Here is a 24,187-nt window from a genome sequence, read left to right as displayed (position 1 = left end):
TGTGGAGACGTTGCATTGCAACGTCTCTACAAATCATTTGTTAATATCTGATGATGTGCAATACATCGCGCACAAAACTATAGCCGGCTAAATCCCAAAGTAAATAGAAAACAAAGCCAATCATCGCGAGGCGACCATTCCAAATTTCGGCTTGGGGAGTCCAACCAAACAAAAAGGCATTGCGGTCTACGCCGTTATATTCTGGTGCAACTACTGGTAAATCAGTAGAAGGACGAGTTTCTTTATTTACCATTTTTCCCTCCAAAGTCTTAGTGTTTTTTAGGCATTTAACCTTTAATAGCCAACTATCCGTAGGATGTCGCGTAGGACGCTAAAACCAGCTAAATCCCAGAGTAAATAAGCAACAAAACCAATCATTGCAAGACGGCCATTCCAGATTTCGGCTTGGGGAGTCCAGCCAAATAGAAATTCATTGCGATCGCGGCCGTTATAAGCTTTAGCAACAGGTGGTAAATCACTAGATGGACGAGTTTCACGAGTTTCCATTATTTTTCCCTCTCAAACTCAAATTCAGCATTTAGTAATTGTTAATTAACAAGTTACTAATTGATTAATTATTGATTTGTTAACTTTAATGTAGCTATTTTTAATTAAACTGCTTTCTGCCTGTGGGCACAAACTACATGCACTTCTTGTGGACGATGAATCAAAATATATTACTCTAGGCAAATCAACCTTGAGGAGGTGATAATAATAGGTAATTTCACAAATGCTTGGTCTTGGCGAGCAAACTGCGGTGTTGATTAGACTTTTTGCAAAAGTGGGGAAAAGGGTAAGGGGTAAAGGGGAAAGGGCAAATAAAAACCCTTTTCCCTTTAACATGAGTCCCTTTCCCCCTATGAGCAAAAGTTACTTTTGCAAGAGGTCTATTGTTGATTGTTGACTGTTGACCGCAGAAGAAAGGGATATAAGCCCCTAAATTTATTTATGGGGGATTGTAATTTTGAATTTTGAATTCCCAGAAGAAGTTGACTGTTAACAGTCAACAACCATAACATGTAACATTTCACAATTGATTTGGGATGACTGTATAACTAAATCAAAAATAAAATTTATAAAAGTAATTAACTATTGAAAAATCACTAGATTTTCTCATAGAAACTATTATTTTTTTAAAAATCAAACCAAGAGATAAGAAAATTTATATCTTTCGCTGGATAAAGCTTTCAATCTTTGGAGAGATGCTTTAAACACCTAAATTCCACGATTCTGATCTAAAGAGTTAGGTATTGCCATAGGCACTAGAGAAAAATACTAAGAGTTAGTTCTTTGGAAATTCTTAAATCCGCCCAAAAATTAAAACACTAAGACAAGGAAATACAATGTTTCAAAGTATGGAAATCATGCTGGGACTCTACAAGCCACTATTGTGGGTAGGGCAGGTTCCAGTAGATCCCTCAGTCATCACGCCTTCGGGGCCGCGTTTTTTTGTGGCTTTAATCTCTGGCGTGATTTTAGCCTTTGCTTTTCAGTTAGTCCTTACTAATCTCTCCATTGCAGCTGGTATTTCCTACCTGGGGCGTCCATCCGACTCAGATTCAGATGGCGAAGTCGGAAATTTGGGCGGCACTATTCGTAAAGTTGGCACAGCAGTAGGGATTTGGACATTAGTTACTGTCACCATTGCTTTATTAATTGCCACTTTTTTGGCTGTCAAGTTGAGCCTTGTGATTTTAGACCCAAGGTTAGGAGCAATTCTTGGTTTGGTGATTTGGGGTGCTTACTTTTTGCTGCTGGTTTGGGTAAGTTCCACCACCGTGGGTTCCTTAATTGGCTCGGTTGTTAACACTGCAACCTCTGGATTTCAGACAATTATGGGGACTGCTACCGCCGCACTGGGGGCGAAAGCTGTCAACAACCAAGTTGTAGCTACAGCTGAAGCCGCCGCCGCCGCTGTGCGTCGGGAACTAGGAAGCGCCATCGACCCAGTAACCATCCGGGAAAACATAGAAGATTACTTAGATAAACTGCGTCCGCCAGAACTAGATTTATCCAAGATTCGCAGTGATTTTGAGAATTTACTCAACGATCCGCAAGTAAAAGCGATCGCCGCTAGTCCAGATCTAGGCAACATCGATCGCCAAAAGTTTATCGATTTAGTCAGCAGCCGTACCGATATTTCTAAAAAAGATGCTAGCCGCATCGCTGATACTTTGTATAAAGTTTGGCAACAGGTAGTCCGTCAGCAAGCACCCGCCCAAGACCGTTTGGGTGAATTAGTCGATTATCTCAAATCACTGCCACCCGGACAAACCAAGACAGATGAACTCAACGCCAAGCTTGACCGCTTAGTGGCAGAAATAGGTAGTTCTAAAGAATCCACCCAAAAAGCCGCAGCTGGCCCAATCCAAAGCACACTGCAACAAGGACTTTCTGCTTTAACCGGCGTGGTGTTGGGACGCACTGATTTATCCGATTTGGATGTAGAAAAAATCTTGCGTAGTCTGACCACCGCCAAAGACAAAGTTACCGAACAAGCAGATAAGCTAGGTTTGCCCACACCATCCCAACCCTACAGTCCAATTCGGGTTGATGTGGAAAATTACCTACTCAACACCTATGCTTGGCAACTCAGCCAAGAAAGAATCGCTCAAGAATTTGCCGATGTTATCTATGACCCGGCTGCCGATCCTGGAACAATCCGTAGAGAACTAGAACGACTATCCCGCAACGATTTCATCAATATTTTGCAACAACGGGGACTGCTTACCCAAACCCAAATTCAGCGCATTGCAGACCGTCTAGAAATTGTTCGCAAAGAAGTGCTGGTGAGAGTCACAGCCGAAGAAGAAAGAGAAATCGTCCAAGACCTACAACGCCGAGTTGAAAGTTATCTCTTGGTTACCGCCAAAGCAGATTTAACACCAGAAGGCATTGAGGCCGATTTCAAATCACTGTTGCAAGACCCAGAAGCAGATTATGAAACTTTGGTGTTGCGACTAGCGCACATTCAACGTGACGAAATGCGACAGATATTACTGGAACGTAGTGATATCCAGTTGTATGAAGTAGACAGCATTTTGGACGAGTTGGAAAAACAACGCGATCGCGCTTTAATTGAATCCAAGAGTCTGGCCGAACAAGCACAATATCAAGCTGAAACTTTGTGGTTGAATGTCGAATCATATCTGCGTAACACTGGCAAATCAGAACTGAATCCTGATGCCATCCGCGCCGACCTCAAAAGGCTACTGGAAGATCCCCAAGCTGGAATTGCTGCCATTCAAGCGCGATTGTCTCGCTTTGACCGCGATACTTTGGTACAGTTGTTGAGCCAGCGCGAAGATTTGACTGAAGAACAAGTTAATCAAATCATCAACGCCGTGGAAGAGTCGTGGCATAGTATCCGCCACGCGCCCCAAGCTTTAGCACACAGAGCAAAAGAGCAATACGAATCCGTTACCACCAGCATCGCCGATTACCTGCGGAATACAGGCAAACAGGAACTCAATCCAGAAGGTATTCAACGGGATTTGAATAGATTGTTTGAAAATCCCCAAGATGGAGCCATTGCCCTACGTCGCAGGTTGTCTCAAATCGACAGGGATACATTGGTGAAATTGCTCAGTCAGCGTCAAGACTTGAGCGAACAACAAGTCAATGAAATCATTGATTCCGTACAAACCTCGATTCGTAACATTGTACGTGCCCCTCGTCGTTTAGCCACCAGAACACAGCAAAGAGTAGAAACATTCAAAGCTTATCTGGAAGAATATCTCCGCCTCACTGGTAAAGAAGAACTCAACCCAGAAGGTATCAAACGCGACTTGCAACTACTGTTGCACGATCCGCGAGTGGGGGTAGAAAGTTTGAGCGATCGCTTAGCTCATTTTGACCGTTCTACCATTATTGCCCTGCTGAAAATCCGTGAAGACATCACCGATGAAGAAGCAGCGCGCATTGCTGATAGCATTGTTTCCGTGAGGGAGCAATTTATCGAACAAGTACGGAGCATTCAACGAGGCGTTCAAGATGCCATTGATGGAGTTTTTGCCCGCATCCGCAACTACCTTAACTCCCTAGATCGCCCAGAACTGAACTATGATAGTATCAAGCGTGATGTCCGTACCCTTTTTGAAGATCCCCAAGCCGGATTTGAAGCACTGCGCGATCGCCTGTCTTCCTTTGACCGCGATACCCTAGTAGCCATCCTGAGTTCTCGTGAGGACATATCCCAGGAAGATGCCAACCGGATCGTAGACCAAATTGAACGGGCACGCAACACAGTATTGCAACGTGCAGAACGCTTACAGCGCGAAGCCCAACGCCGCCTTGAAGAAATCAAACATCAAGCACAGCGGCAAGCAGAAGAAACGCGCAAAGCGGCAGCCACAGCAGCTTGGTGGTTGTTTGCCACAGCAGTAGTCTCCGCCATTTTCTCAGCATTCGGAGGAGCGATCGCTGTAATTCTGCTGTAAAGAAAGCAAGTTGTCTCCGCTAAATTTTCAGCCTCCCGTAAGGGAGGTTTTTTTATTTATTGTTGGAATATATCACTGCGTTCTCAATACTGTTCGGATAAGCAGTATGAACTTCCCTTATGGTCTGGGAAAAGGTGAGCCAGCGCGGTCTTGGGGGTTTCCCCCATGAGCGACTGGCGAACCCCGAAGGGGTTAAGGGGTAAGGGGTAAAGGATGTATTTGAAACCTTTCCCCTTTCCCCTTTCCCCTTTAACCGAACCGTATTGACTGCGTTCTTGTTTTTCTGCTGCAATTTCAGCAATTAGATAGTTGTTCGAGATTTATTAAATGTTTTAAGTTGATTAATAAGGTGGTTAGGACATCAACAGATGATAAAACTTAGACACAGAAATATTTTTCACCCAGTCATCAGTCCCTTGCCATAATTTGCAACAAACAATCCGATAAAAGTTAGTAATCTTGAGCTAAGTAGGAATTGAAAATAATGCAAGACACAGAAAATAGAGAAAATACATTAGTGGATAAAATCTTCCGTGACAGTAATGGCAACATTGTTATAGCTCAAACACCAAATCCACCACTTATTCTCTGGGTAGTAGCTAGTTTATTATCTCTGGTTTTTACAACTGGCAAAATCAATGCAGTCTTAGATGTACTGGCAAATGGCTCGTTGTTTACTTGGGCGTGGCTGGAATTATTTGATGGCGTTAATTATTTTCGCCGAGGGCTTGGTCTTGCAGTATTTATTGCTATTATCGCCTCCAAAATTCTCTAGATATGAATAGACTTATTGCATAAGTCGGGAAAAGGGAAAGGGGAAAGGGGGAAAGGTTAAAGGAGAAAGCGATAGATTTTTCCTTTACCCTTTACCCTTTACCCTTTACCCTACCTCTTGCAAAAGATACTTTTGAAAGAGGTCTAAACTAGCAATTGCAACATCTATACAGGATTTTGATATTATGCACAATCGTTTTCATACATGAAATCAGCAACGCCATATTTTGAATTAGTATCACTGTCAACCGTCAACAATCAACAGTCAACCCTGATATTCTTGTAATAATTGTGGAATGTAATCATAACCATCTACACCAATCAAGGCAATGATTTTAGGACGATGTTGTTGTAATAATTTTTGGAAAGTTTCAACGCCGATTTGTCCTTGCAAAATTATTAGTAGCCCTGCTGGTTGACGCCATTCACGAGAAGCAATTTGATTCAAAATATACATGCCTAAAGCGCCTGTATAAATGGTTTTTTCAGCATTTTGTAAATGATAATAAGCTTCAGCTAAATAAGCTAAGTTTCGTCCTTGGAGATACAAATCACCGGAAAATTGCGCTATTTTAAAACCATCTTCAAGATATTTAATTGCTGTTTGATGTTGTCCAATGACTAAATAAGCAATTCCTAAGCTACTGAAACATAAGGCTTTACTGGGAATATCGCCTAATTTTTCTGACAACTTTAGACCTTGTTCCAAATAGTTAATTGCTGATTCATAAATTTCTGGTTCTACGTTTTCCAGTTGTTGAGCCTGCATCACTTCGCTGTAGCCTAAATTTACCAGGGCGTTTGCTTCTCCTGTTTTGTCGCCTGCTTGCCGACTCAGTATTAATCCTCGTTGACTGTAGTTAATTGCCTCAGCATAATTTTGCTGTTGTACGTAGGTACGACTGAGGTGGTTAAGATTGGCAATTTCACAAGGGCGATCGCCTGCACTCCTGGCTATCTCTAAAGCCTGTTGATGAAAATTAACAGAGCGATCGTATTGTCCCAAGGCACGTTGAGAATAGCCTAAAAGTGTCAAAATCCGGGCTTTTTCTTGGGTTCCCTCCACAGCTCGCAGTGGTTCATCTAAATAATCCAGAGCATTCCGGAGGTAACTACCAGAAAATGAAGCAAAAATGCCGCCGTAAAGGGGAAAATACGAACGTTGGGCAAAGGTTCGCAAAATCTGGAGCATAATTTGAGAACAAGCATCGCTATACACTGCACCAATGCTTTGAAAACCACTGGCTAACTGACTCCAAATCACTGCAAAGGTCAAAAAAGTGGAAATCGACAACTTTGGCCCGGCCTTAACATCGTAAGCTTGTTGGTCAAACCAATTAATTAAGCCCCGTTGCAAAAATTGTAAAATCAACGCCATTTCCACCAAATCTTTGAGGGCGATTCCCCGTTGCTGTTCGGCAAATTGAATTATGGATTCCTCCATCGCTAAAGTGCGAAACAGCCTTTGGGGTAACTCACCATTAACTTGCTTCGCCCAACTCGCCCAAGGGCCTCGTTCCCCAGGTACGCCGCCAAATCCCAAAGATTCTTTTTGTTCGTACATCCAACTGAGCAAATTTTCTTGTAGGCGTTGCCAAGAAGCTAAACCACGGGTAATACCTTCAGAAAATTGTTGTAAATCAGCATCTAGCTGGGCAAATTGCTGTAATGATTTTGCTAATTGTTGTAATTGCGCCAAATTTAGCAGATACTTCTGATTTGGGTCTGTAACACGCACAAACGCTGCCAGACGCTCATGAGGAGAAGCTGTGGTGATTTCTGTAACCGCAAAAGCGATCGCTTCTGTAGCCTTGTTTTGCTCTTGCCAGCGTTGCCATTGAGTTTGAATAGTCTTAATAGCCCTCAAACTGCGAGTAGCTTTTGCTTTTTTCAGCTCGTCTTTTTCGCCATCTACTTGGCTTTGGAGAACATTCAAGCGATCGCTCAAAGCTAGCTCAAACACCTCCCCCGTTCCAGAAGTGATATTTTTAACCAGCATTTGATACACCTGTTCCACAGAGCTAATTTTGCCCTTGAGGGTGGTTTCGATAATTTCATCGATTAAACCAAGATAGCGATCGCGCAATGGCAGAGAGTCTGACACTTTAGCTACTAGAGTACGTCAATTCTAATTTTAGTCTGCGACGGCGTGGGGCGTGGGGGGATGAGGGAGATAGGGAGATAGGGGGATGAGGGGGATGAGGGAGAATAATTCTTAACTTTCAACTCCAAACTCTTAACTCCTAACTCCTAACTCCCAACTCCCAACTCTCAACTCTTAACTCCTAACTCCCAACTCCTAACTCCTAACTCCTAACTCCCAACTCCCAACTCCCAACTCCTAACTCCCAACTCCTTTTAATATGTAAGTCATCATTTCTCCTTTCCCTTTCACTTTAATTAAACCTCGTTCTTCCAATACATATTTATCTTTTAAAAGTTGATAACTTGCTTCACAAACTTGGATGCTACCTGCAATTCCGTGGGATTCCATGCGGCTGGCTATATTGACTGTATCTCCCCAAAGGTCGTAGGCAAATTTTTTCAAACCAATCACTCCTGCGACTACTGGGCCGGTGCTGATGCCGATACGAATGCGAAAAGATTGGTTATTTTCTGCATTAAATTTAGTTACGGCATTTTGCATATCTAATGCCATGTTAGCTATGGCTATGGCATGGTTTTGAGACTGATTTGGTAAACCAGCAACGGCCATATACGCATCACCAATGGTCTTGATTTTTTCCACTCCATGATTTTCTGCCAATTGGTCGAATAAACAAAATATTGTATTTAATAAATCAACTAATGCACTAGGAGATGTGCGAGTTGAAAGTTCTGTAAACCCAACAATATCAGCAAATAACACTGTTACTTCCATGAAGCTATCAGCAATAGTTGTGGGCTGTTGTTTTAGTTGTTCGGCAATCATTTCTGGCAAAATATTCAGTAGCAGGCGTTCTGATTTTTGCTGTGCTACTTGCATTGCTTTGCGGGCGTCGAATTCATTTTTTTGTAACCGTTCGTATAAATAAACAGAAAAAACACAAATGATGCAAGTCCAAAAAAGATATATACTGTGTTCGACATAAAAAGCTAAGGGATTTTTGAGTGTGGGATTATATAAAAAATACAAACTCAAATAACAGATAATTGTCCCGACTTGTGATACTAAATGCATCCACCAGTGTACCGGTACGAGTGTTGCTTGAGTTAAAAACATTAAATTCCAAAGATTGTTTCTAGGTTCGAGATTATTAAATAACAATGCTAGATCTATTTGAACAACACAAGTTACAGACCAACATAAACTCAAAAAAATTAAATCTGGATGGCGGCGACCTATAGAGGTTTTACATAAAGCCCAACAAAGCAAAATGAATAATTCTACAATAAAACTAATTTTAAAGGCATAGATTTTGCCTTCTACCTGTGAATTTACCCAAAGGAAAAAAGCAGTCAAAGTCAACCCAGAAATCAACATAATCTGAGCTTGTAATTGCAATCGCTTCACTAGAAAGCGCTGCCGCTGTTCTTCGTAGGATTCGCCAAGACCATTGCTCATTTGCCAATGGGATATTCCTTGACTCATGAGGGCATCTAATTGAGTTTTGTCAGAGTGATTTGGATGAATCATGCACTTTTTACGTTATTAGTAATCAAGGGAGTGGGGAGTTAAAAGTTAGGAGTTAGGAGTTAGGAGTTTTATGTGCCCCATGCCCCATACCCCATGCCCAATGCCCCATGCCCAACAATTATGGTTCGTACCCCAACGTTAACTTTCGATCGCGGCACATTAATTTTGCATCCACCACCACGCGGCAAAGCTTGGATGGACTATGCTACGTGGGACGATCGAGTGGAAAAATTCCGCATTCCGGCCATTAAATACCGATCGCTCGTGGAAGCACTGCAAGCGGAAGATGTGAACTTTATCGATGAAGCAAAGGGATTTTATCCTTTAGATTTGGTTGCTAGTTTAGAAATGGAACCCTATCCCCACCAGAGTGAAGCCTTAGCGGCTTGGAAACTAGGAGGTAGGCAGGGGGTGGTTGTGCTTCCCACGGCGGCGGGAAAGACTTATTTAGCACAAATGGCCATGCAGTCAACCCCCCGCACGACGCTGATTGTAGTCCCGACTTTGGATTTAATGCATCAGTGGTATGCACATTTAGTGGCGGCTTTCCCGGATGCGGAGGTGGGATTGCTGGGGGGTGGTTCGCGGGATAAAACGCCTATTTTGGTGGCAACTTATGATAGTGCGGCAATTCACGCCGAAGCAATTGGAAATCAATATGCTTTGATTGTTTTTGATGAGTGTCATCACTTACCAACAGATTTTAATCGGGTGATTGCGGAATATGCGATCGCACCTTATCGCTTGGGACTTTCTGCCACACCAGAACGCACCGATGGCAAACACGCTGATTTAAATATTCTCATCGGTCAAGAAGTATATCGCAAACGCGCTGAAGATTTGGCGGGTAAGGCGTTAGCAGAACACGAAATTGTGCAAATTAAGGTGAAGTTATCGCAACAAGAACGAGAAAGATATAACCAATTAATTCAAACTCGCAACGACTTTTTAAAGCAATCTCGCATTTCCTTAGGGAGTCTTCAAGGTTGGCAAATGTTCGTGCAAATGAGTGCTAGATCCCAAGCTGGGCGTAGAGCCATGTTAGCGCATCGAGAAGCCAAAGATATTGCCTTGGGTACTGATGGCAAGTTGCGAATTTTAGCTAATTTATTGGCAGAACATTATCCGGCACGAATTTTGATTTTTACCGCAGATAATTCTACGGTTTATCGCATTTCTCAAGAGTTATTAATTCCAGCAATTACTCATCAAACGCCGGTGAAAGAAAGGCATGAAATATTAACAAAATTTAGGGAGGGTACGTATAACACTTTGGTGGCTTCCCATGTGTTAAATGAAGGAGTTGATGTACCTGCGGCTTCTGTGGCAATTATTTTATCGGGAACTGGTTCGGCGAGGGAGTATATTCAGCGGTTGGGGAGGGTTTTAAGGAAGGGAAATATTGAGAATAAGCAGGCGATTTTGTATGAAGTGGTGGCTGAGGATACGAGTGAAGAGGGGACTTCGGCTAGGCGGAGAGGGGAAAGAGGACGGGGGGACGCGGGGACAGGGGGACGCGGGGAGAAGAAGGGGAATTTGCAGGTTGTGTATGGGAGTGGGAAGGGAAGGAGTTTAAAGGCGGCGGAACAGTTAGAAATTAATTATTCAATCCAAAATCCAAAATCTAAAATCCAAAATTCAGCAGATGTTACCGACAGAGTTATTGATGCATCGCCAAAACGGGGAGGAGATTATTCCGAAGAGACTGAAGATTGATAATAAAACTTCGGAGTTGGCGATTGAGTTGATTAATTATTTTCAATCAGCGGTGGGAAAAACTCAGGGTGTGCTTGAGCGACAACTGACTGATTTTGAAGGAGATTCAACGGATTATCGAGTGAAGCGGGGATTAGCTTATATTCTCAAAAGCAGTTTTTGTACTTTTGAGGTGGTTAGTCCTTTGGAACCACAAATGTTAAGAGAACGGGTGTTTTCTTTGGCGGCGAAGTCTGTTTCGAGTCGGGAATCTACACAAGTTACTTTGGATAAAATTGCTAATGAATTAACTCAAGAACTAGAACGGGAAGTTTTACCAGAACAAGTCCGCAATGGATTATATGCTGATTTAGCTGAGAATAAAATTTTGACGGTTTTTGATGCGCCAGTACCATCAGATTTGTTAAATCGTTATAACTTATCTCAGGTACAGGGAGTTTTTTATAAAGCAAGTCAGTTAGTGTTAAATGCTCACCGCAATGTGCCGGGAGAATATAAGCTGTTATTTCGCTATTTAAAGTTATTTCAATTGATGGCTTATATTGAAGGTGATGCCGACCACGGATTTACAATTACCATTGATGGGCCGACGAGTTTATTTAATCCTAGTACGCGATATGGGTTGGCGATCGCCAAACTCATCCCCGCTTTACTTCACGTTACAAAATGGAGTCTTTCTTCCATTCTCCAAACTCGTGATGCCTATACAAATACTTGGAAAACTGGACGTTTTACTCTCAATTCCGAATGTGGTTTAGTATCTCATTATCCACCAGGAAAGCCCTACGATAGTATGCTAGAAGCATCCTTCGCTGATAAATGGGATGCTTTGAAAAGTGGCTGGGCATTAGAGAGAGAAGTTGATTTAATACCAATTCCTGGTAGTGTGATGATTCCAGATTTTCGCTTAGTGCATTCAGATGGACGTAGCTTTTTATTAGAAATTGTTGGTTATTGGCGTCCAGAATATTTACAAAAAAAGTTTTCTCAAGTGCGGCGTGCTGGACGTGATGATTTAATTTTGGCAATTTCCGAGCGACTTAATTTAGAAAAAGCCGGAGTAAAATTAAATGATGTTCCCGCGAAAATTGTTTGGTTTAAAGATAAATTATTGCCAAAAGCAGTGTTAGCTGTGATGGATTAAACAAGGAGAAATGAGATGAAAAGTATAGAAACAATTGCCACAGTTAGCAAAGATGGTAAAATTACAGCGCAGTTACCATTGGATATTCCAGAGGGCGAACATCAGGTGGTAATAGTAATTGATGAAAAGCCTTTAGTTGAAAAAGCAGAGAGTAAGCAAAAGCGTCCTCATCTCAAGTTTCCTGTGCATGATTGTGGACTTTGGCCTGAAAATCTTTCTCTAAGACGCGAGGATATGTATGACAATTGGGGAAGGTAATCCTGTTTTTTTAGACACAAATATCTTGGTGTATGCTAGTCAAATTCAGTCTCCATTTCACCAACCTGCTATGGAGGCTATCCAAGGTTTACTAGTAGTACGCCAAGGCAACTTGGCTCTTTAAAGGGGCAGGGGGAAAGGGACTCATGTTTTTTATCTCTTCCCCTTTTCCCTTTAACCTTTACCCAACCTCCACCTAATATTTTTGGGTTGGCAGACTACTAGTCTGTCAACCGTCAACCATCAACCCAAAAAATGCGTGGCAGATTGCGTTACAGTGGAAAAATAACACAAGTTAGCTCTACTGAAACTACTTTGTCTTAATTAATAATGGTTTCTACTTTTCCCAACCCTTTTTCTGTTGACTTATCTCGAATTAGACTTTCAATCCGTTCATTGCAACCACAATTGATAGAGTGGCGGCGGCGATTACATCAACAACCAGAGTTGGGTTTTCAGGAAAAACTAACTGCTGAATTTGTCTCACAAAAATTGCAAGAATGGGGAATTGAGCATCAAACCGGCATTGCCCAAACTGGTATTGTTGCTACTATTAAAGGTAACAAACCAAATCCAGAATCTAATCCAAAATCCAAAATCCAAAATCCAAAATTACCAGTTTTGGCAATTCGAGCCGATATGGATGCTTTGCCAATTCAAGAACTTAACGAAGTGCCATATAAATCCCAGTATGATGGAGTAATGCACGCTTGCGGACATGATGGACATACTGCGATCGCGTTGGGTACAGCTTACTATTTACAACAGCATCGTCAAGATTTCTCCGGTACGGTGAAAATGATCTTCCAGCCAGCCGAAGAATCACCAGGAGGCGCAAAGCCGATGATTGAAGCTGGGGTGCTGAAAAATCCTGATGTTGACGCAATTATCGGTTTGCATTTGTGGAATAACTTACCTTTGGGAACTGTAGGTGTTCGCAGTGGTGCGCTGATGGCGGCTGTGGAATGCTTTAATTGTACAATTTTGGGCAAAGGTGGACACGGCGCACTACCCCATCAAACTGTGGATTCCGTTGTAGTTGCAGCTCAAATTGTCAATGCCTTGCAAACTATTGTGGCTCGAAATGTGAATCCCATTGATTCGGCTGTGGTGACGGTGGGCGAACTTCATGCTGGAACGAAGCGGAATGTAATTGCTGACACAGCAAGAATGAGTGCCACTGTTCGCTATTTTAATCCAAATTTTAAAGCCTTTTTCCATCAACGCGTTGAGCAGATTATCGCCGGAATTTGTCAAAGTCAAGGTGCGAAATATGAATTAGATTATTGGTCACTTTATCCACCAGTAATTAATGACATGAAAATGGCTCAATTGGTACGTTCTGTAGCAGAAGAAGTGGTAGAAACTCCATTGGGAATTGTGCCAGAATGCCAGACTATGGCTGCTGAAGATATGTCATTTTTCTTGGAAGAAGTGCCTGGTTGCTATTTCTTTTTGGGTTCTGCCAATGCAGAGAAAGATTTGGCTTATCCCCATCATCACCCCCGGTTTGATTTTGATGAAACGGCCTTGGGAATGGGTGTGGAGATATTTGTCAGATGCGTGGAGAAGTTTTTTAGTTGAGGAAATTTAGCTGTTTTCAACAAGTATAATCTTTGAGGCTGCTTAATTTACCCAACTTTCGCAAGAAAATTCTCTTACTTGTCGCATTCGTTCAAAGTTGCCGTCAGATGAAACAAGAGTCAAGGAATGACGTAAAACTGTAGCAGCTATCCAAAGGTCATTTTCACTAATGCCTATGGTATTTAGTTTGGTTGTTTTACGTTTATTTTTTTCTTTTGGACCGAATTGTTTAATAATTTCTGATTTAAAATCGCCGTATATTTCTGTTGTTTCTTTGTCGATACCATATAGATTAATTCGCTTAAGGAATGCATTAATTTTTATTAGATTAGCGGCTTTTTGGTGTGAATTTTGTGCCATAAAGCGCAACTCACCAGCAACAATAACACTGGTTGCTAATTGTACTTGACCAAGGGATCGCAAGTGATTTACAACGCTAGGCACACCTTCCATCAAGAAGGAACAGTGGTTAGTATCCAATAGATACATAATTAAATTAAAACTCTAGGGGCATCCGATTGTCATGAACTAGTTGCAAGCATTCTCTGATATCTGAACCTTCCCAACTGCCTACAAATTCTAATAAATCTTCAGCAGTAGAACCTGTTAAGGTATGCTCTGTTGTAAGCGTTTGAGCAGGTTGGCTATCTGAAGATATACTGTTTGTCTGATGTTTGACTTGCAAAAATTGCACAAAGTCTAAAATTTCCTGTAATAACGGTTCAGGTAATTTTTCTAGTTCTTGATTAATTTGTTCTTTAATAGTCATTATTACCGCTGTGTTTACAATGTTTAAAACTGGGTATTGATTTATATATAGTTAATAGACATTTGAAATTAATTACTTTCCTGCCCATCTAACCAAATAAATACATCAGCTAGAGATGAAATTCTCAAAAGCGCCCTTCCTAATGCTTCTAGCTTTTCCTTGTTTAAAACTTGAACTCTCTCAATAATTGACGAATCTATTTCACCAAAACGTTCATTGAGTAAAGATATACAGAATCTAACCGCTTCTTTTTGTTCGCCCTTCTGCAAAATATCTTGATAAATCACTGACTCCTGCATAAGATCCTCGCTCAATAACTGACGAATAAAATCCTTTTCAAATCGCAAACCTGCTAATATTTCTGTGTAAGCTGCGATATTCTGCCTTGTTTCCCTGTCTGAAATTTTAGCAACACTCTTGGCAACTTGGGATAATAACCCTTGGGGTGAATCTGTCTGTGTTAAAGGTGCTAACGGTAATAATGCAGGATTATCGAGAAATAACGCTGAATCTTGTTCCCACATTCGTACAACACGATAGCGATGATTTGTCATCTCATTTATATATTCTTCAGTAAAAGCGATTTCCTTACTTGTCTCTTGCAAGAAAATTACTACCTGGATACTATTTATACCTAATTTCTATTGATTTATATTTTATCTAATGGCAGTCGCAGCTTTTTGTGTTTGCGAGGCGTGCGCCTCAGTCGCAGTGCCAGGTATTGAAAAGCTAAAATGTGCAAGGCTTCCTCGAATATACGTTGTTTAGAAATTTTGACACATTTCTGAAACCTTTATGGATTAAGATTTACAAGTCTGGACGCGAGAGAAGAAATAACCTCCACCATGTCCATTCTTTTCCACCAAAATAGCTTCCATTCTTCCCGACAAAATTTCCGGGGAGATGCCCAGGCTGGGCATTGAGGGAATAATTGTAGTTGTCTTTGGATAGCCAGCCTTCGTTTTCGCGCCAGCCTACGCGATCACGCAAACAACATTCCGTTTGATAATTGATTTTGCCACTGCACTCTAGCCATATACGTTTTTGTACGCTAAAGCCAAAATGGCCATTGCTGTATTTTACCCACAATTGGTCAATGGTGCGTAAGTCTGTGCAGGGAAAATTTTCGATGTCCTCATAATCAAGCCAGCCTTGCTGTTCTCTTTTGGCTACCTTCAGCATAAGTCTGGTGGTTTCCTCGTCTGCTGCTTTCCATTCCCCTACTTTGAGTAAATTCTCTAGGTTTTGGTAATCTATTCCTACATCTGAAGCTAATATCACTTTTGTTAGATTAGCTTGCCAGAAGGAAAGTAAATTTGACCATTTTTTCATTCTCTGGGGTCTGTCTTTTGCCTCTAATGCCATTCCTTGCAGAATCGTTTGATTTTTATCTTGGCAGGAGGAGAGTAAATTCAACCATTCTTCCATTGTCTGGGGTCTGTCTTTTGCTTCTAATGCCATGCCTTGCAGAATCGCTTGATTTACCGCATCGCTAAGACTGGGGACAAGTTGCTTTGGTAATACTAATTCCTCTTGTTCATACTTGCGGTTAAACGAATAAGTGGGGCGTTGTGCAGTGATGGCATAGTACAATGATCCAGCTAAACAGTAGACATCAACTGCTGGATGACGAATTCCTTTGTATGTTAACTCATAAGGCGCAAATGCTTTGTTACCAAAAGACCTGGAAAGCGTACTAGGTGGGGACATATCGCCAGCAATACCAAAGTCTATCAATACTGCTTTACCTGAGTTAGGAATCGCTGAATTAAAGTTGAGCATAATATTAACAGGAGTGACATCGAGATGTAAGACTCCTTTTTGATGTACCTCTACCAAAGCTAAACCCATTTGGCGGATATATTTTACAGCTTCAGTTTCAGGTAATGCGCCTTGGCGTTGCACATAGTCCCACAAACTCTGGCCTGCTATGTATTGCATTTCTAAACAGTAACGGCCATCTGCTTCAAAAAAGTCGAATACTTGCACAATATGAGGATGTGAGTCTGTGCAACACTTTGCTAGCATTTGGGCTTCTTTTTTGAAGCGTTCAATATATTTGGGATATTCTGGATCTTGTTGGACGCTAATGTTGGGGGTTTTGATGACGACTCGGCGGTTTAGCTTGGTGTGCATTGCTTGGTAGGTGACTGCAAAACCGCCACCGCCTAAGTATTTTTCTATTTTGTATTTACCGTTGTATATTAGCTGTCCGTCTTGCCAGAACATATACCAGATTTGTTGATGCCTAATGTTGATTTTGACACGCTTTTGTTGGTTATGGTGGTTGGCGTTGCTGAATAAGGCTGTAGGGGCGTACACATGTACATTAGAGCCTATTTATAAAGTAAATATTAAGTAGTGGACTGACACAGCTAAAATAGTGCATTAGCTTGACTCTTGTGGGATGGGCGTCTCGCCCGTCCGGGGCGCTAGAGAGCTTACCCCACAAGAAATTTTATTGCGACATTTTAGCCTTGTCACGCCACTACAATTTAAGGTTTGTTGAGTTTTGAGGATTTTATCCTCCTCAAATTAAAATTGAACAAAAATAATAAACGATACCCCGAATTCAATCAACGATGTCCCGAATTCAATCAACGATGTCCCGAATTCAATCAACGATGTCCCGAATTCAATCAACGATGTCCCGAATTCAATCAACGATGTCCCGAATTCAATMAACGATATCCCGAATTCAATCAACGATGTCCCGAATTCAATCAACCCAACACCTCAAAATCCTATCTTTGTTGGGTTTTACTCCGTACCATTACCCAGCTAAGGCAACGTGGAAGCAAATAAATTATTCCGATTCAGGTCGTTGACTGTTCACTGTTGACTGCTGAGTGTCAACGGTCAACGGTCAACGGTCAACAGTTAACAGTCTTCTGTGGAATATTTTTTTACTTGGAAGTCACTTATGTTTGATTAATTAAACTGGAAATCGCCATGAGTAATTCCTCTGGTGTCACGGGTTTAACGAGGTGCTGTTGAAACCCGGCTTGCAATGCTTGTTGTTCGTTGATTTCCCCTGCATAAGCAGTCAAAGCGATGGCGGGAATTTTTTCTCTCCCGGTTTGTACCTCAAAGGTGCGTATTTCTTCTATCAGCATATAGCCGTTCATTTCTGGCATTCCAATATCGCTGAGTAAGATATCTGGTTTTGATTTTGCTAGAGTCTCTAATGCTTCAGTTGCTGATGCAACTGACATTGCAATAGCTCCAAACTCTTCTAGTACAAAGCTTAAAAAGTCGCGGGTGTCGTCATTGTCGTCTACAACCAAGACTTGTATCCCTGTGAGGGGAGAAAAGGCAGAAACGGCATTTGTGACAGAATTGGTATTGATATAGTTAATTTTTCCACTGTTCTCTATCAGTGGTAAGCTAACTGTGAAGGTGGCTCCCTCTCCTTCACCAGGACTTTGAACCCAAATTATACCGCCGTGCATTTCCACTAAGTGACGAGCGATCGCTAATCCTAATCCCAATCCACCAAATTTTCTGGTTGTTGTATTGTCGTCTTGACAGAAATAGTCAAACACATGTGGTAGGAAGTCTTGACTAATTCCCTTACCTGTGTCAATGACGGTAATTTGAGCGTCAGCATCTACGCACTCCAATCGCACATGTACTCGTCCACCTGTAGGTGTAAATTTTACGGCATTGGATAATAAATTCCAAACCACTTGTTGTAAGCGGGCGGGATCGCCCAAAACGCTGCCCACTGCGGGGTCTAGGGTTGTTTGAATGTCAATGCTTTTCGCCTCTGCTGCTAAACGCACTGTTTCCATTGCAGCTTCAATGGTGGATACTAAATCCACTGATGCCATTTTCAGGTTGAGTTTACCTTGGAGGATGCGAGAAACATCCAGCAAGTCTTCAATTAGTTGAGCTTGTAATTTGGCATTGCGCTCAATGGTTAAGAGTGCTTTTTTCAGGGCTGTGTCGGGAAATTTACGACTCTGCAAGAGTTTTGCCCAACCGAGAATGGGATTTAAAGGCGATCGCAATTCATGGGAAAGCACCGCCAAAAATTCATCTTTGATGCGGTTGGCGGCTTCTGCTTCCGCACGTGCTGATTTTTCCAATTCCAAAAGCCGATCGCGTTCTTCTTCGGTGCGTTTGCGATCGGTGATGTCGGTTAACATGGCGATCGCACCTAAAAATTCACCTTCTTCGTTAAAAGTAGCTCTGGCAGAAATCAACGTCCAAATGTAAGAACCATCTTTGCAGCGCCATCTACCTTCTTTTAAATCACTTTCTTGTTTCTGGAGCCATTGGAGTTGTTGTTGGACATCAATACCATCAATTCGCTCGATAAAATCAAATATGGAACGACCGAGCATTTCTTGTGCTGTATAGCCCAACATTTGTGACATCCGCTGATTCACAAACTCGATTCGTCCTTGGAAGTCGATGGTACAAATTCCCTCATAGGAGGTATCGACAATTCGGCGATACTTGGCTTCACTTTTTTGTAAAGATTCTTCTATGAACTGGCGATGGCGGCGTTCTTTGGCTTCCCGCAATGCCCGTTGCACGGAGGGAACTAACCGCCCCAGCCGTTGCTTTAAAACATAATCTGTTGCACCATTCTTTAAAGCTTCGATGGCTAATTCTTCACCCAATACCCCAGAAACAAAAATAAAAGGAATCTCTGGAAAGTTGTTTCGAGCAATTTGCAAGGCAGAAATGCCATCAAAAGTAGGCAAAACATAATCGGCAAGGATTAAATCGAAAACCTCTGTGGAAATCGCAGCCAAAAACTCAGCCGCAGTTTCCACTCTGATGATTTGGCAATTAATTCCTCCTTCGGTTAGCATCGCTTGGACTAGTTCTGCATCCAACAGACTATCTTCTAAAAGGAGGAAACGAAGGACATTCATCAGTTGCTCTCCTGTTGACGATTAGGTGCAGGAGGTAAAGCGCCAATGGGGGGCTGATTAATTACTGCCCAAAACAGTCCCACACCCTTAATGGCATCGACAAATTCATAATAATCTACTGGCTTGACAACATAAGCATTAACACCTAATTTGTAGCATCGAACTAAATCCGGTTCCTCACGGGAAGAAGTAAGCACCACCACCGGAATTACTTGCATTACAGGGTCAGATTTCAGTTGTGCTAGCACCTCTAGTCCATCGATTTTAGGTAATTTCAAATCCAGTAGCACCACAACAGGATGTCCTTCCATCCGCAACCGAAAAAGTCCGCGACGATAAAGATAATCTAAGGCTTCTTCTCCATCACGTACCACCACCACTTCATTTGCCAGATGGTTTTCTGACAAGGCAGCCAATATTAATTCTGCATCATTAGCACTGTCTTCAATCAGCAGAATTCTCTTCAGTTCTGTCATTCCCTCTCCTTCTTCCACAACTTTGGCAGTGAGAAATAGAAGGTGGCTCCTGTGTCAACTTCACCCTCTCCCCAAACTCGACCATTATGTCGATGAATAATTCGCTGCACGTTTGCTAATCCCACACCAGTGCCTTCAAATTCTGGGTCGCTGTGCAGGCGTTGAAATACTCCGAATAGCTTGTGGGCATATAGCATATTAAAGCCAATGCCGTTATCTCGCACAAAAAAGATTATTTCGTTTTCATTATCGATACTGCCAATGCTGATTTCGGCTGTGGAGCGATTTCGAGTATATTTAACGGCATTGTTCATCAAGTTGTGGAGTACCAACCGCAACATCGACGGGTCGCCCTGCACTAGGGGTAATGACTCGATGTGCCAATTAATCGCGCGTTCTTGAGTTTCTGCGAGCAAATCCCGTTTGATTTCTTGCACTAGTTCTTCAATATTCAAGCTGGCATAACGCATCTCAGCGCGCCCCATGCGGGAAAATGTCAGCAACTCATCAATTAATACTCCTGCTTGTTTTGCGGTTTGGGCGACGATCTTCAAATAGCGCTGACTGGTTTCATCTAGATTTTTAGAGCTAGGCTGCTTGGCAAGCAATTCTACAAATCCGGCGATGTGGCGAAATGGCGCTCGCAAGTCGTGGGAAACTGAATACGAGAAGGATTCTAATTCTTTGTTGGCGGCTTCTAACTGGGCTGTGCGTTCTTGAATGCGTTGCTCTAGGGTTTCATTTAATTGTTGTAGTTGAGTTTCGGCTTGTTTGCGATCGCTAATGTCGCCCACTAGTCCCAGCATCCGCACTGCTTCTCTTTGAGCATTATAATAAACTTGACCGCGCCCCCAAATCCAGCGTAACTCTCCATCAACGCGGCGAATGCGGCACTCAAAATCCCACATCTCATTATGAGTTAAAGCACTCAAAAATTTTGCTTCCACCAAAGGGCGATCCTCAGGTAAGACGTGTTCCAGGAACATTTCATAACTCCATTCCGGTAGCAGAGAATCGTAGCCAAAGATTTGGTCGTGTCGTACCGAACGGTGAGCAATTTGAGTCCTCAAATCTAAATCCCAGTCCCCTAATTGTGCCGATTGTAAGGCAAATCTCAGCCGTTCTTCGCTCTCGCGCAGAGCTTCTTCCGCTAACAGGCGATGGCGTAACGCTGCTTGCTGTTCGCTCATATCGCTAACTAATGCTGCATATCCTTCAACGATTCCCTGTTGATTAAACTGGGGAACGTAAATTGCATTAATATAGCGTGTCCCGCCATCTTTATAGGAAATTTCAGTTTCAAAACTAACCTGCACTCCTGCTAAAACTTGTTCCACATAGGGACGAACTACTTCATAGGCGGCTTCGCCCAAAACTTCCCAAAGATGCTTACCATAGACTTCTGCTGCCGGTTCCCCGAACCACTCTTCATAAGCTCGATTGTTGAAGCGGTAGCGCTGTTGTGAATCCACAAAGGAAATTAAAACTGGCAGTGTATCAGTAATTAAGCGCAGTTCTGTTTCCCGTTGCCGGAGTACTTCTTCATTAGACTCTACAAAGCGATCGAATTTTGCTTTGCTGTCCCAAAGAAACTTTAAGTTTTGTTCGGCTTTACCTTGAGCTGTGCGCCGTGATTCATTGAGGTAGCTGATGATGGCGGCTGCCAGTATGAACACAACCAAAGGAACTAGACTATTGAGATTTGTAGTACTGTCTCGATAAAGCGGCCTCAAGAAAAAATAATCCAGTGCCAAAGTAGACAAAATTGTTGCGAATAATCCCGGAAGCAAGCCACCATACCAAGCACTCACCATTACCGCCGCAAAAAGCAGCGCCGCAGGAGTCGAGCTGATATATGGATTCAGCAACAAAGTGACTCCTAATGCTAAGACAACAGATAAAAAAGCAACAAAATAGTGTAGCAACTGCTCTCGAATAACTTTGCTTTTTTTTGCTTTAGCAACAAGGGTGTTTTCGGGTTGAAAAACCCTCATTTTATGAATCATAACCGGATTCTGCTTCTGGAAAATACTGATTTAACAGCCTTTTGCCGGGTTCGCCCATTTGGCGTATCATTTCTTCTATGAGTTTTAGCGCTAACCGTGAAGGCACTGTATGGCCATTCTCCCAACGATTGACCGTTTTAAATGATACTCCTAATTTTGCAGCAAACTGTTTTTGAGAAAGGTTGAGTTGCTGCCGCAATTGCCGGATTAAATCTAAAATTTCTAATCGTTTTGTGGGGGACATCTCCTTTTCCTACTCCTATGGTATGACTAAAATAGGACACTTGTCCTATCATTTGTCTCTTACTTAGGGAATATTTTTGAGGTTAATTGTTGATTGTTGGCTGTTGATTGCCACCTTCTGAATGATTTATCAAAACAGAATTCAGAAGTCAGGAGTCAGAATTCAGTTGGGTATTTTATACGACTGGCGGATAGCGCAGCTAAGCCGTGTCCGCGTACCCCTGCTCTTAAGCAAGCTACGCGTAGCGTCTCGTAGAGAGCGTCTTGATTCTGAATTCTGAATTCTGAATTCTGTATTCTTCTTCAATAATCAATAAATCATACTAGTTATACTAAATTCTTTATAAATTCTGAATTCTGGCTCCTGAGTGCTGAATTCTTCCCAAAATTTCAAGTATATTTTCTTTTTTTACTTGCAGATTGAGTTTTTCTAGACTCAATAGTAAACTGGGGGATTTCTTCGAGTTCATCGTCAGTTAAACTATATTGTTCGCAAACCAAGCTGAGGCGATCGCCAGAAGTTTTGACAGCGTTTACAGAATGAGTTAAATCTCCTTGAAAGTATAGTAAAGTATTAATCTGTGGCTTGATTTGTCCCAGTTGACGTTTGTGCGATCGCAGTACTAATTCTCCTCCTTCCATATTGCTAGGAACTCGCACATAAAGCACACTCACAACTAAAGGTGGTGCAATGGTTTTGCAGTAGGAACGTAAAGAGCGATCGATGTGCGGATCGACACGGGAACCTGCTTTTAACTGTAAAGGATTGAGGTAAAAAGCATTACAATTTGGCTGGAGAGCTAAATCCAAATAAAGCTTAAAGTAGGGAAATTGTTCTTCTACTGTTGCTAATCCAGAACGCTGAAATACTACTGAAAATCCTTTAGTGGCGATAAAATCACGGTTGAGGTTGTTGATGGAAAAATAAGGACAAGCTTGGATTTCTCCCCACAAATTATTTAAGTAATCATCAGGAAATGCATTAGCTTGTTGTTGATAGTGTTTCATACTAAGTTAAAATCAGTAATTTACTTTATAGAAACTCATATTTTATTTCTGCAAGCCCTACGTAGTGGCGTGACAAGCCTTAAATGTCGCAATAGATTTTATTGTGGGATGGGTGTCCTCACCCGTCCGGGCGGGCAGGATGCCATTGGTGTCCACTTAAGCTTAAACTCTTGTGCCACAGCCGTTTTACCCCATCCCTCAATCCCCTGGGAGGTTTTGGCTTTAGACAAAACCGGGGTGGGGTGACTCCAGATTAGTTAGTAATTGAGTAAGTACAATTAATAGCAATTGATTTAGCCTTGTAAAATTTTGTCAATCATGCGGTTGGCTTGGGAAGCATAACCACCACCGAATAAATTGAAGTGATTCAAAATGTGATAAAGATTATAAAGTGTTTTTCTCTGCTCATAACCGTCATCTAAAGGAAACACTTGGTTATAACCTTTGTAAAAGGCTGCTGGGAACCCACCAAACAATTCTGTCATGGCAATATCAACTTCGCGATCGCCAAAATAAGTTGCAGGATCGAATATCACCGGTTCTCCTGACACAGTACACCCAGCATTTCCGCCCCATAAATCACCATGTACCAAGGAAGGTTGTACTTGATGATTTGCTAACAATTCGGGAATTATTGCTAATAACCGTTCTTGTTGGGGAAAACTCCCTCCCCGTCGCCTTGCTAATTGAAATTGATAACCCAGACGATGTTTTACATAAAATTCCACCCAGTCTGCTGTCCAAGTATTAATTTGTGGCGTGGAACCAATGGTATTATTAATTTTCCAACCAAAACCTTCACTACTGCTAGCTTTGTGCATCGCCGCTAGTTGGCGTCCCATTTCTTCCCATGATTTGGTGTTACCGCTTCCCATTTCTAGCCATTCCAGGACGATGTAAGCAGAATTATCAGCTACACCCCAACAAATAGGTTTAGGAACCCGAATACTAGCTGTTAATAACATTTCCTCTAAACCAAGCGCCTCCGCCTCAAACATTGCAACTTGTGAGGCTTGGTTTAGCTTGACAAAGTAGGTTATTTCACCATTAGAGACAGCATAACCTTGATTGATGCACCCGCCACCAACAGATCGCCGTTGCTGACTTTGAAATGTTTTACCAGTTATTTGGGTAATATGCGCGTCGATTTGAGTCCACATGGTTGGGGGATGGGGGGATGGGGATGTGGGTAATATGCGCGTCGATTTGAGTCCACATGGTTGGGGGATGGGGGGATGGGGATG

At 42.2% G+C, this 24,187-nt stretch carries 20 protein-coding genes and 1 pseudogene; 7 read left to right on the top strand and 14 right to left on the bottom strand.

Features of this window, described 5'->3' with window-relative positions:
* Nucleotides 1–40 precede the first annotated feature (40 nt).
* Both VF06_RS27605 and VF06_RS27600 read right to left on the bottom strand, forming a co-directional pair.
* On the bottom strand, nt 41–253 hold the full coding sequence (locus VF06_RS27605; protein ID WP_096537391.1) for a chlorophyll a/b-binding protein: 213 nt from the start codon (nt 251–253) through the stop codon (nt 41–43).
* 41 nt (nt 254–294) lie between these two features.
* Nucleotides 295–507 carry a chlorophyll a/b-binding protein gene (locus VF06_RS27600; RefSeq protein WP_099069217.1) on the bottom strand — a complete coding sequence of 71 codons (213 nt, stop codon included), beginning with the start codon at nt 505–507 and terminating at the stop codon, nt 295–297.
* Nucleotides 508–1,343: 836 nt separating this feature from the next.
* On the opposite strand from VF06_RS27600, the gene VF06_RS27595 reads away from it, so the two are divergent.
* The gene (locus VF06_RS27595; RefSeq protein WP_099069218.1) at nt 1,344–4,439 is read left to right on the top strand and encodes a hypothetical protein; all 3,096 of its coding nucleotides are present in this window, start codon (nt 1,344–1,346) and stop codon (nt 4,437–4,439) included.
* 484 nt (nt 4,440–4,923) lie between these two features.
* On the top strand, nt 4,924–5,214 hold the full coding sequence (locus VF06_RS27590; protein WP_099069219.1) for a hypothetical protein: 291 nt from the start codon (nt 4,924–4,926) through the stop codon (nt 5,212–5,214).
* Nucleotides 5,215–5,478: 264 nt separating this feature from the next.
* On the opposite strand, the gene VF06_RS27585 is transcribed toward VF06_RS27590, so the two are convergent.
* Together VF06_RS27585 and VF06_RS27580 are read right to left on the bottom strand one after the other, a co-directional pair.
* A complete protein-coding gene (locus tag VF06_RS27585; RefSeq protein WP_099069220.1) occupies nt 5,479–7,317 on the bottom strand; it encodes a tetratricopeptide repeat protein in 1,839 nt (612 codons plus the stop codon).
* Nucleotides 7,318–7,554: 237 nt separating this feature from the next.
* A complete protein-coding gene (locus tag VF06_RS27580; RefSeq protein WP_099069221.1) occupies nt 7,555–8,850 on the bottom strand; it encodes an adenylate cyclase in 1,296 nt (431 codons plus the stop codon).
* Nucleotides 8,851–8,970: 120 nt separating this feature from the next.
* Here VF06_RS27580 and VF06_RS27575 point away from each other — a divergent pair, with 120 nt between their 5' ends.
* The 5 genes from VF06_RS27575 to VF06_RS27560 all read left to right on the top strand — a co-directional run bounded on the left by VF06_RS27575 (nt 8,971) and on the right by VF06_RS27560 (nt 13,552).
* Nucleotides 8,971–10,566, top strand: coding sequence for a DEAD/DEAH box helicase (locus VF06_RS27575; protein ID WP_099069241.1), 1,596 nt, complete (start codon nt 8,971–8,973; stop codon nt 10,564–10,566).
* Nucleotides 10,496–11,710, top strand: coding sequence for a DUF790 family protein (locus tag VF06_RS27570; RefSeq protein ID WP_099069222.1), 1,215 nt, complete (start codon nt 10,496–10,498; stop codon nt 11,708–11,710). The genes VF06_RS27575 and VF06_RS27570 overlap by 71 nt, the downstream gene beginning before the upstream one ends.
* Nucleotides 11,711–11,725: 15 nt before the next feature.
* Nucleotides 11,726–11,968, top strand: coding sequence for a hypothetical protein (locus tag VF06_RS27565; protein WP_099069223.1), 243 nt, complete (start codon nt 11,726–11,728; stop codon nt 11,966–11,968).
* The gene (locus tag VF06_RS41330; protein WP_180267394.1) at nt 11,949–12,092 is read left to right on the top strand and encodes a hypothetical protein; all 144 of its coding nucleotides are present in this window, start codon (nt 11,949–11,951) and stop codon (nt 12,090–12,092) included. The genes VF06_RS27565 and VF06_RS41330 overlap by 20 nt, the downstream gene beginning before the upstream one ends.
* A 206-nt stretch (nt 12,093–12,298) precedes the next feature.
* Nucleotides 12,299–13,552, top strand: a complete 1,254-nt coding sequence (locus VF06_RS27560) for a M20 metallopeptidase family protein (protein ID WP_099069224.1) — start codon at nt 12,299–12,301, stop codon at nt 13,550–13,552.
* 42 nt (nt 13,553–13,594) lie between these two features.
* Here the strand turns inward: VF06_RS27560 and VF06_RS27555 are convergent, their stop codons facing one another.
* The 10 genes and pseudogenes from VF06_RS27555 to VF06_RS27510 all read right to left on the bottom strand — a co-directional run bounded on the left by VF06_RS27555 (nt 13,595) and on the right by VF06_RS27510 (nt 24,103).
* Nucleotides 13,595–14,041, bottom strand: coding sequence for a type II toxin-antitoxin system VapC family toxin (locus tag VF06_RS27555; RefSeq protein WP_099069225.1), 447 nt, complete (start codon nt 14,039–14,041; stop codon nt 13,595–13,597).
* Between the two features lie 7 nt (nt 14,042–14,048).
* Nucleotides 14,049–14,321 (bottom strand): DUF2281 domain-containing protein, encoded by a 273-nt coding sequence (locus tag VF06_RS27550; RefSeq protein ID WP_099069226.1) that lies wholly within the window; start codon nt 14,319–14,321, stop codon nt 14,049–14,051.
* A 68-nt stretch (nt 14,322–14,389) separates the two neighbouring features.
* A pseudogene (locus tag VF06_RS27545) lies at nt 14,390–14,941 on the bottom strand (Rpn family recombination-promoting nuclease/putative transposase); the annotation flags it as partial.
* 187 nt (nt 14,942–15,128) lie between these two features.
* Nucleotides 15,129–16,643 carry a serine/threonine-protein kinase gene (locus tag VF06_RS27540; RefSeq protein ID WP_218964157.1) on the bottom strand — a complete coding sequence of 505 codons (1,515 nt, stop codon included), beginning with the start codon at nt 16,641–16,643 and terminating at the stop codon, nt 15,129–15,131.
* A gap of 599 nt (nt 16,644–17,242) precedes the next feature.
* On the bottom strand, nt 17,243–19,210 hold the full coding sequence (locus VF06_RS27535; protein ID WP_099069228.1) for a hybrid sensor histidine kinase/response regulator: 1,968 nt from the start codon (nt 19,208–19,210) through the stop codon (nt 17,243–17,245).
* Nucleotides 19,210–19,686: a response regulator gene (locus VF06_RS27530; protein WP_099069229.1), complete on the bottom strand. Its 477-nt coding sequence runs from the start codon at nt 19,684–19,686 to the stop codon at nt 19,210–19,212. Before VF06_RS27530 ends, VF06_RS27535 begins: the two co-directional genes overlap by 1 nt.
* Nucleotides 19,683–21,692, bottom strand: a complete 2,010-nt coding sequence (locus tag VF06_RS27525) for a PAS domain S-box protein (RefSeq protein ID WP_099069230.1) — start codon at nt 21,690–21,692, stop codon at nt 19,683–19,685. Before VF06_RS27525 ends, VF06_RS27530 begins: the two co-directional genes overlap by 4 nt.
* Nucleotides 21,682–21,936, bottom strand: coding sequence for a helix-turn-helix domain-containing protein (locus VF06_RS27520; RefSeq protein ID WP_099069231.1), 255 nt, complete (start codon nt 21,934–21,936; stop codon nt 21,682–21,684). Before VF06_RS27520 ends, VF06_RS27525 begins: the two co-directional genes overlap by 11 nt.
* Before the next feature lie 389 nt (nt 21,937–22,325).
* Nucleotides 22,326–22,943: a 2OG-Fe(II) oxygenase gene (locus tag VF06_RS27515; protein WP_099069232.1), complete on the bottom strand. Its 618-nt coding sequence runs from the start codon at nt 22,941–22,943 to the stop codon at nt 22,326–22,328.
* Between the two features lie 293 nt (nt 22,944–23,236).
* Nucleotides 23,237–24,103 (bottom strand): fructosamine kinase family protein, encoded by an 867-nt coding sequence (locus VF06_RS27510; protein ID WP_099069233.1) that lies wholly within the window; start codon nt 24,101–24,103, stop codon nt 23,237–23,239.
* Between the last annotated feature and the right edge of the window lie 84 nt (nt 24,104–24,187).

The sequence above is a fragment of the Nostoc linckia z4 genome (assembly GCF_002608075.1).
Classification (GTDB): domain Bacteria; phylum Cyanobacteriota; class Cyanobacteriia; order Cyanobacteriales; family Nostocaceae; genus Nostoc; species Nostoc linckia.
Note: the sequence above shows the minus strand (reverse complement) of the source record. Positions and strands in the feature narration are given on the sequence as shown.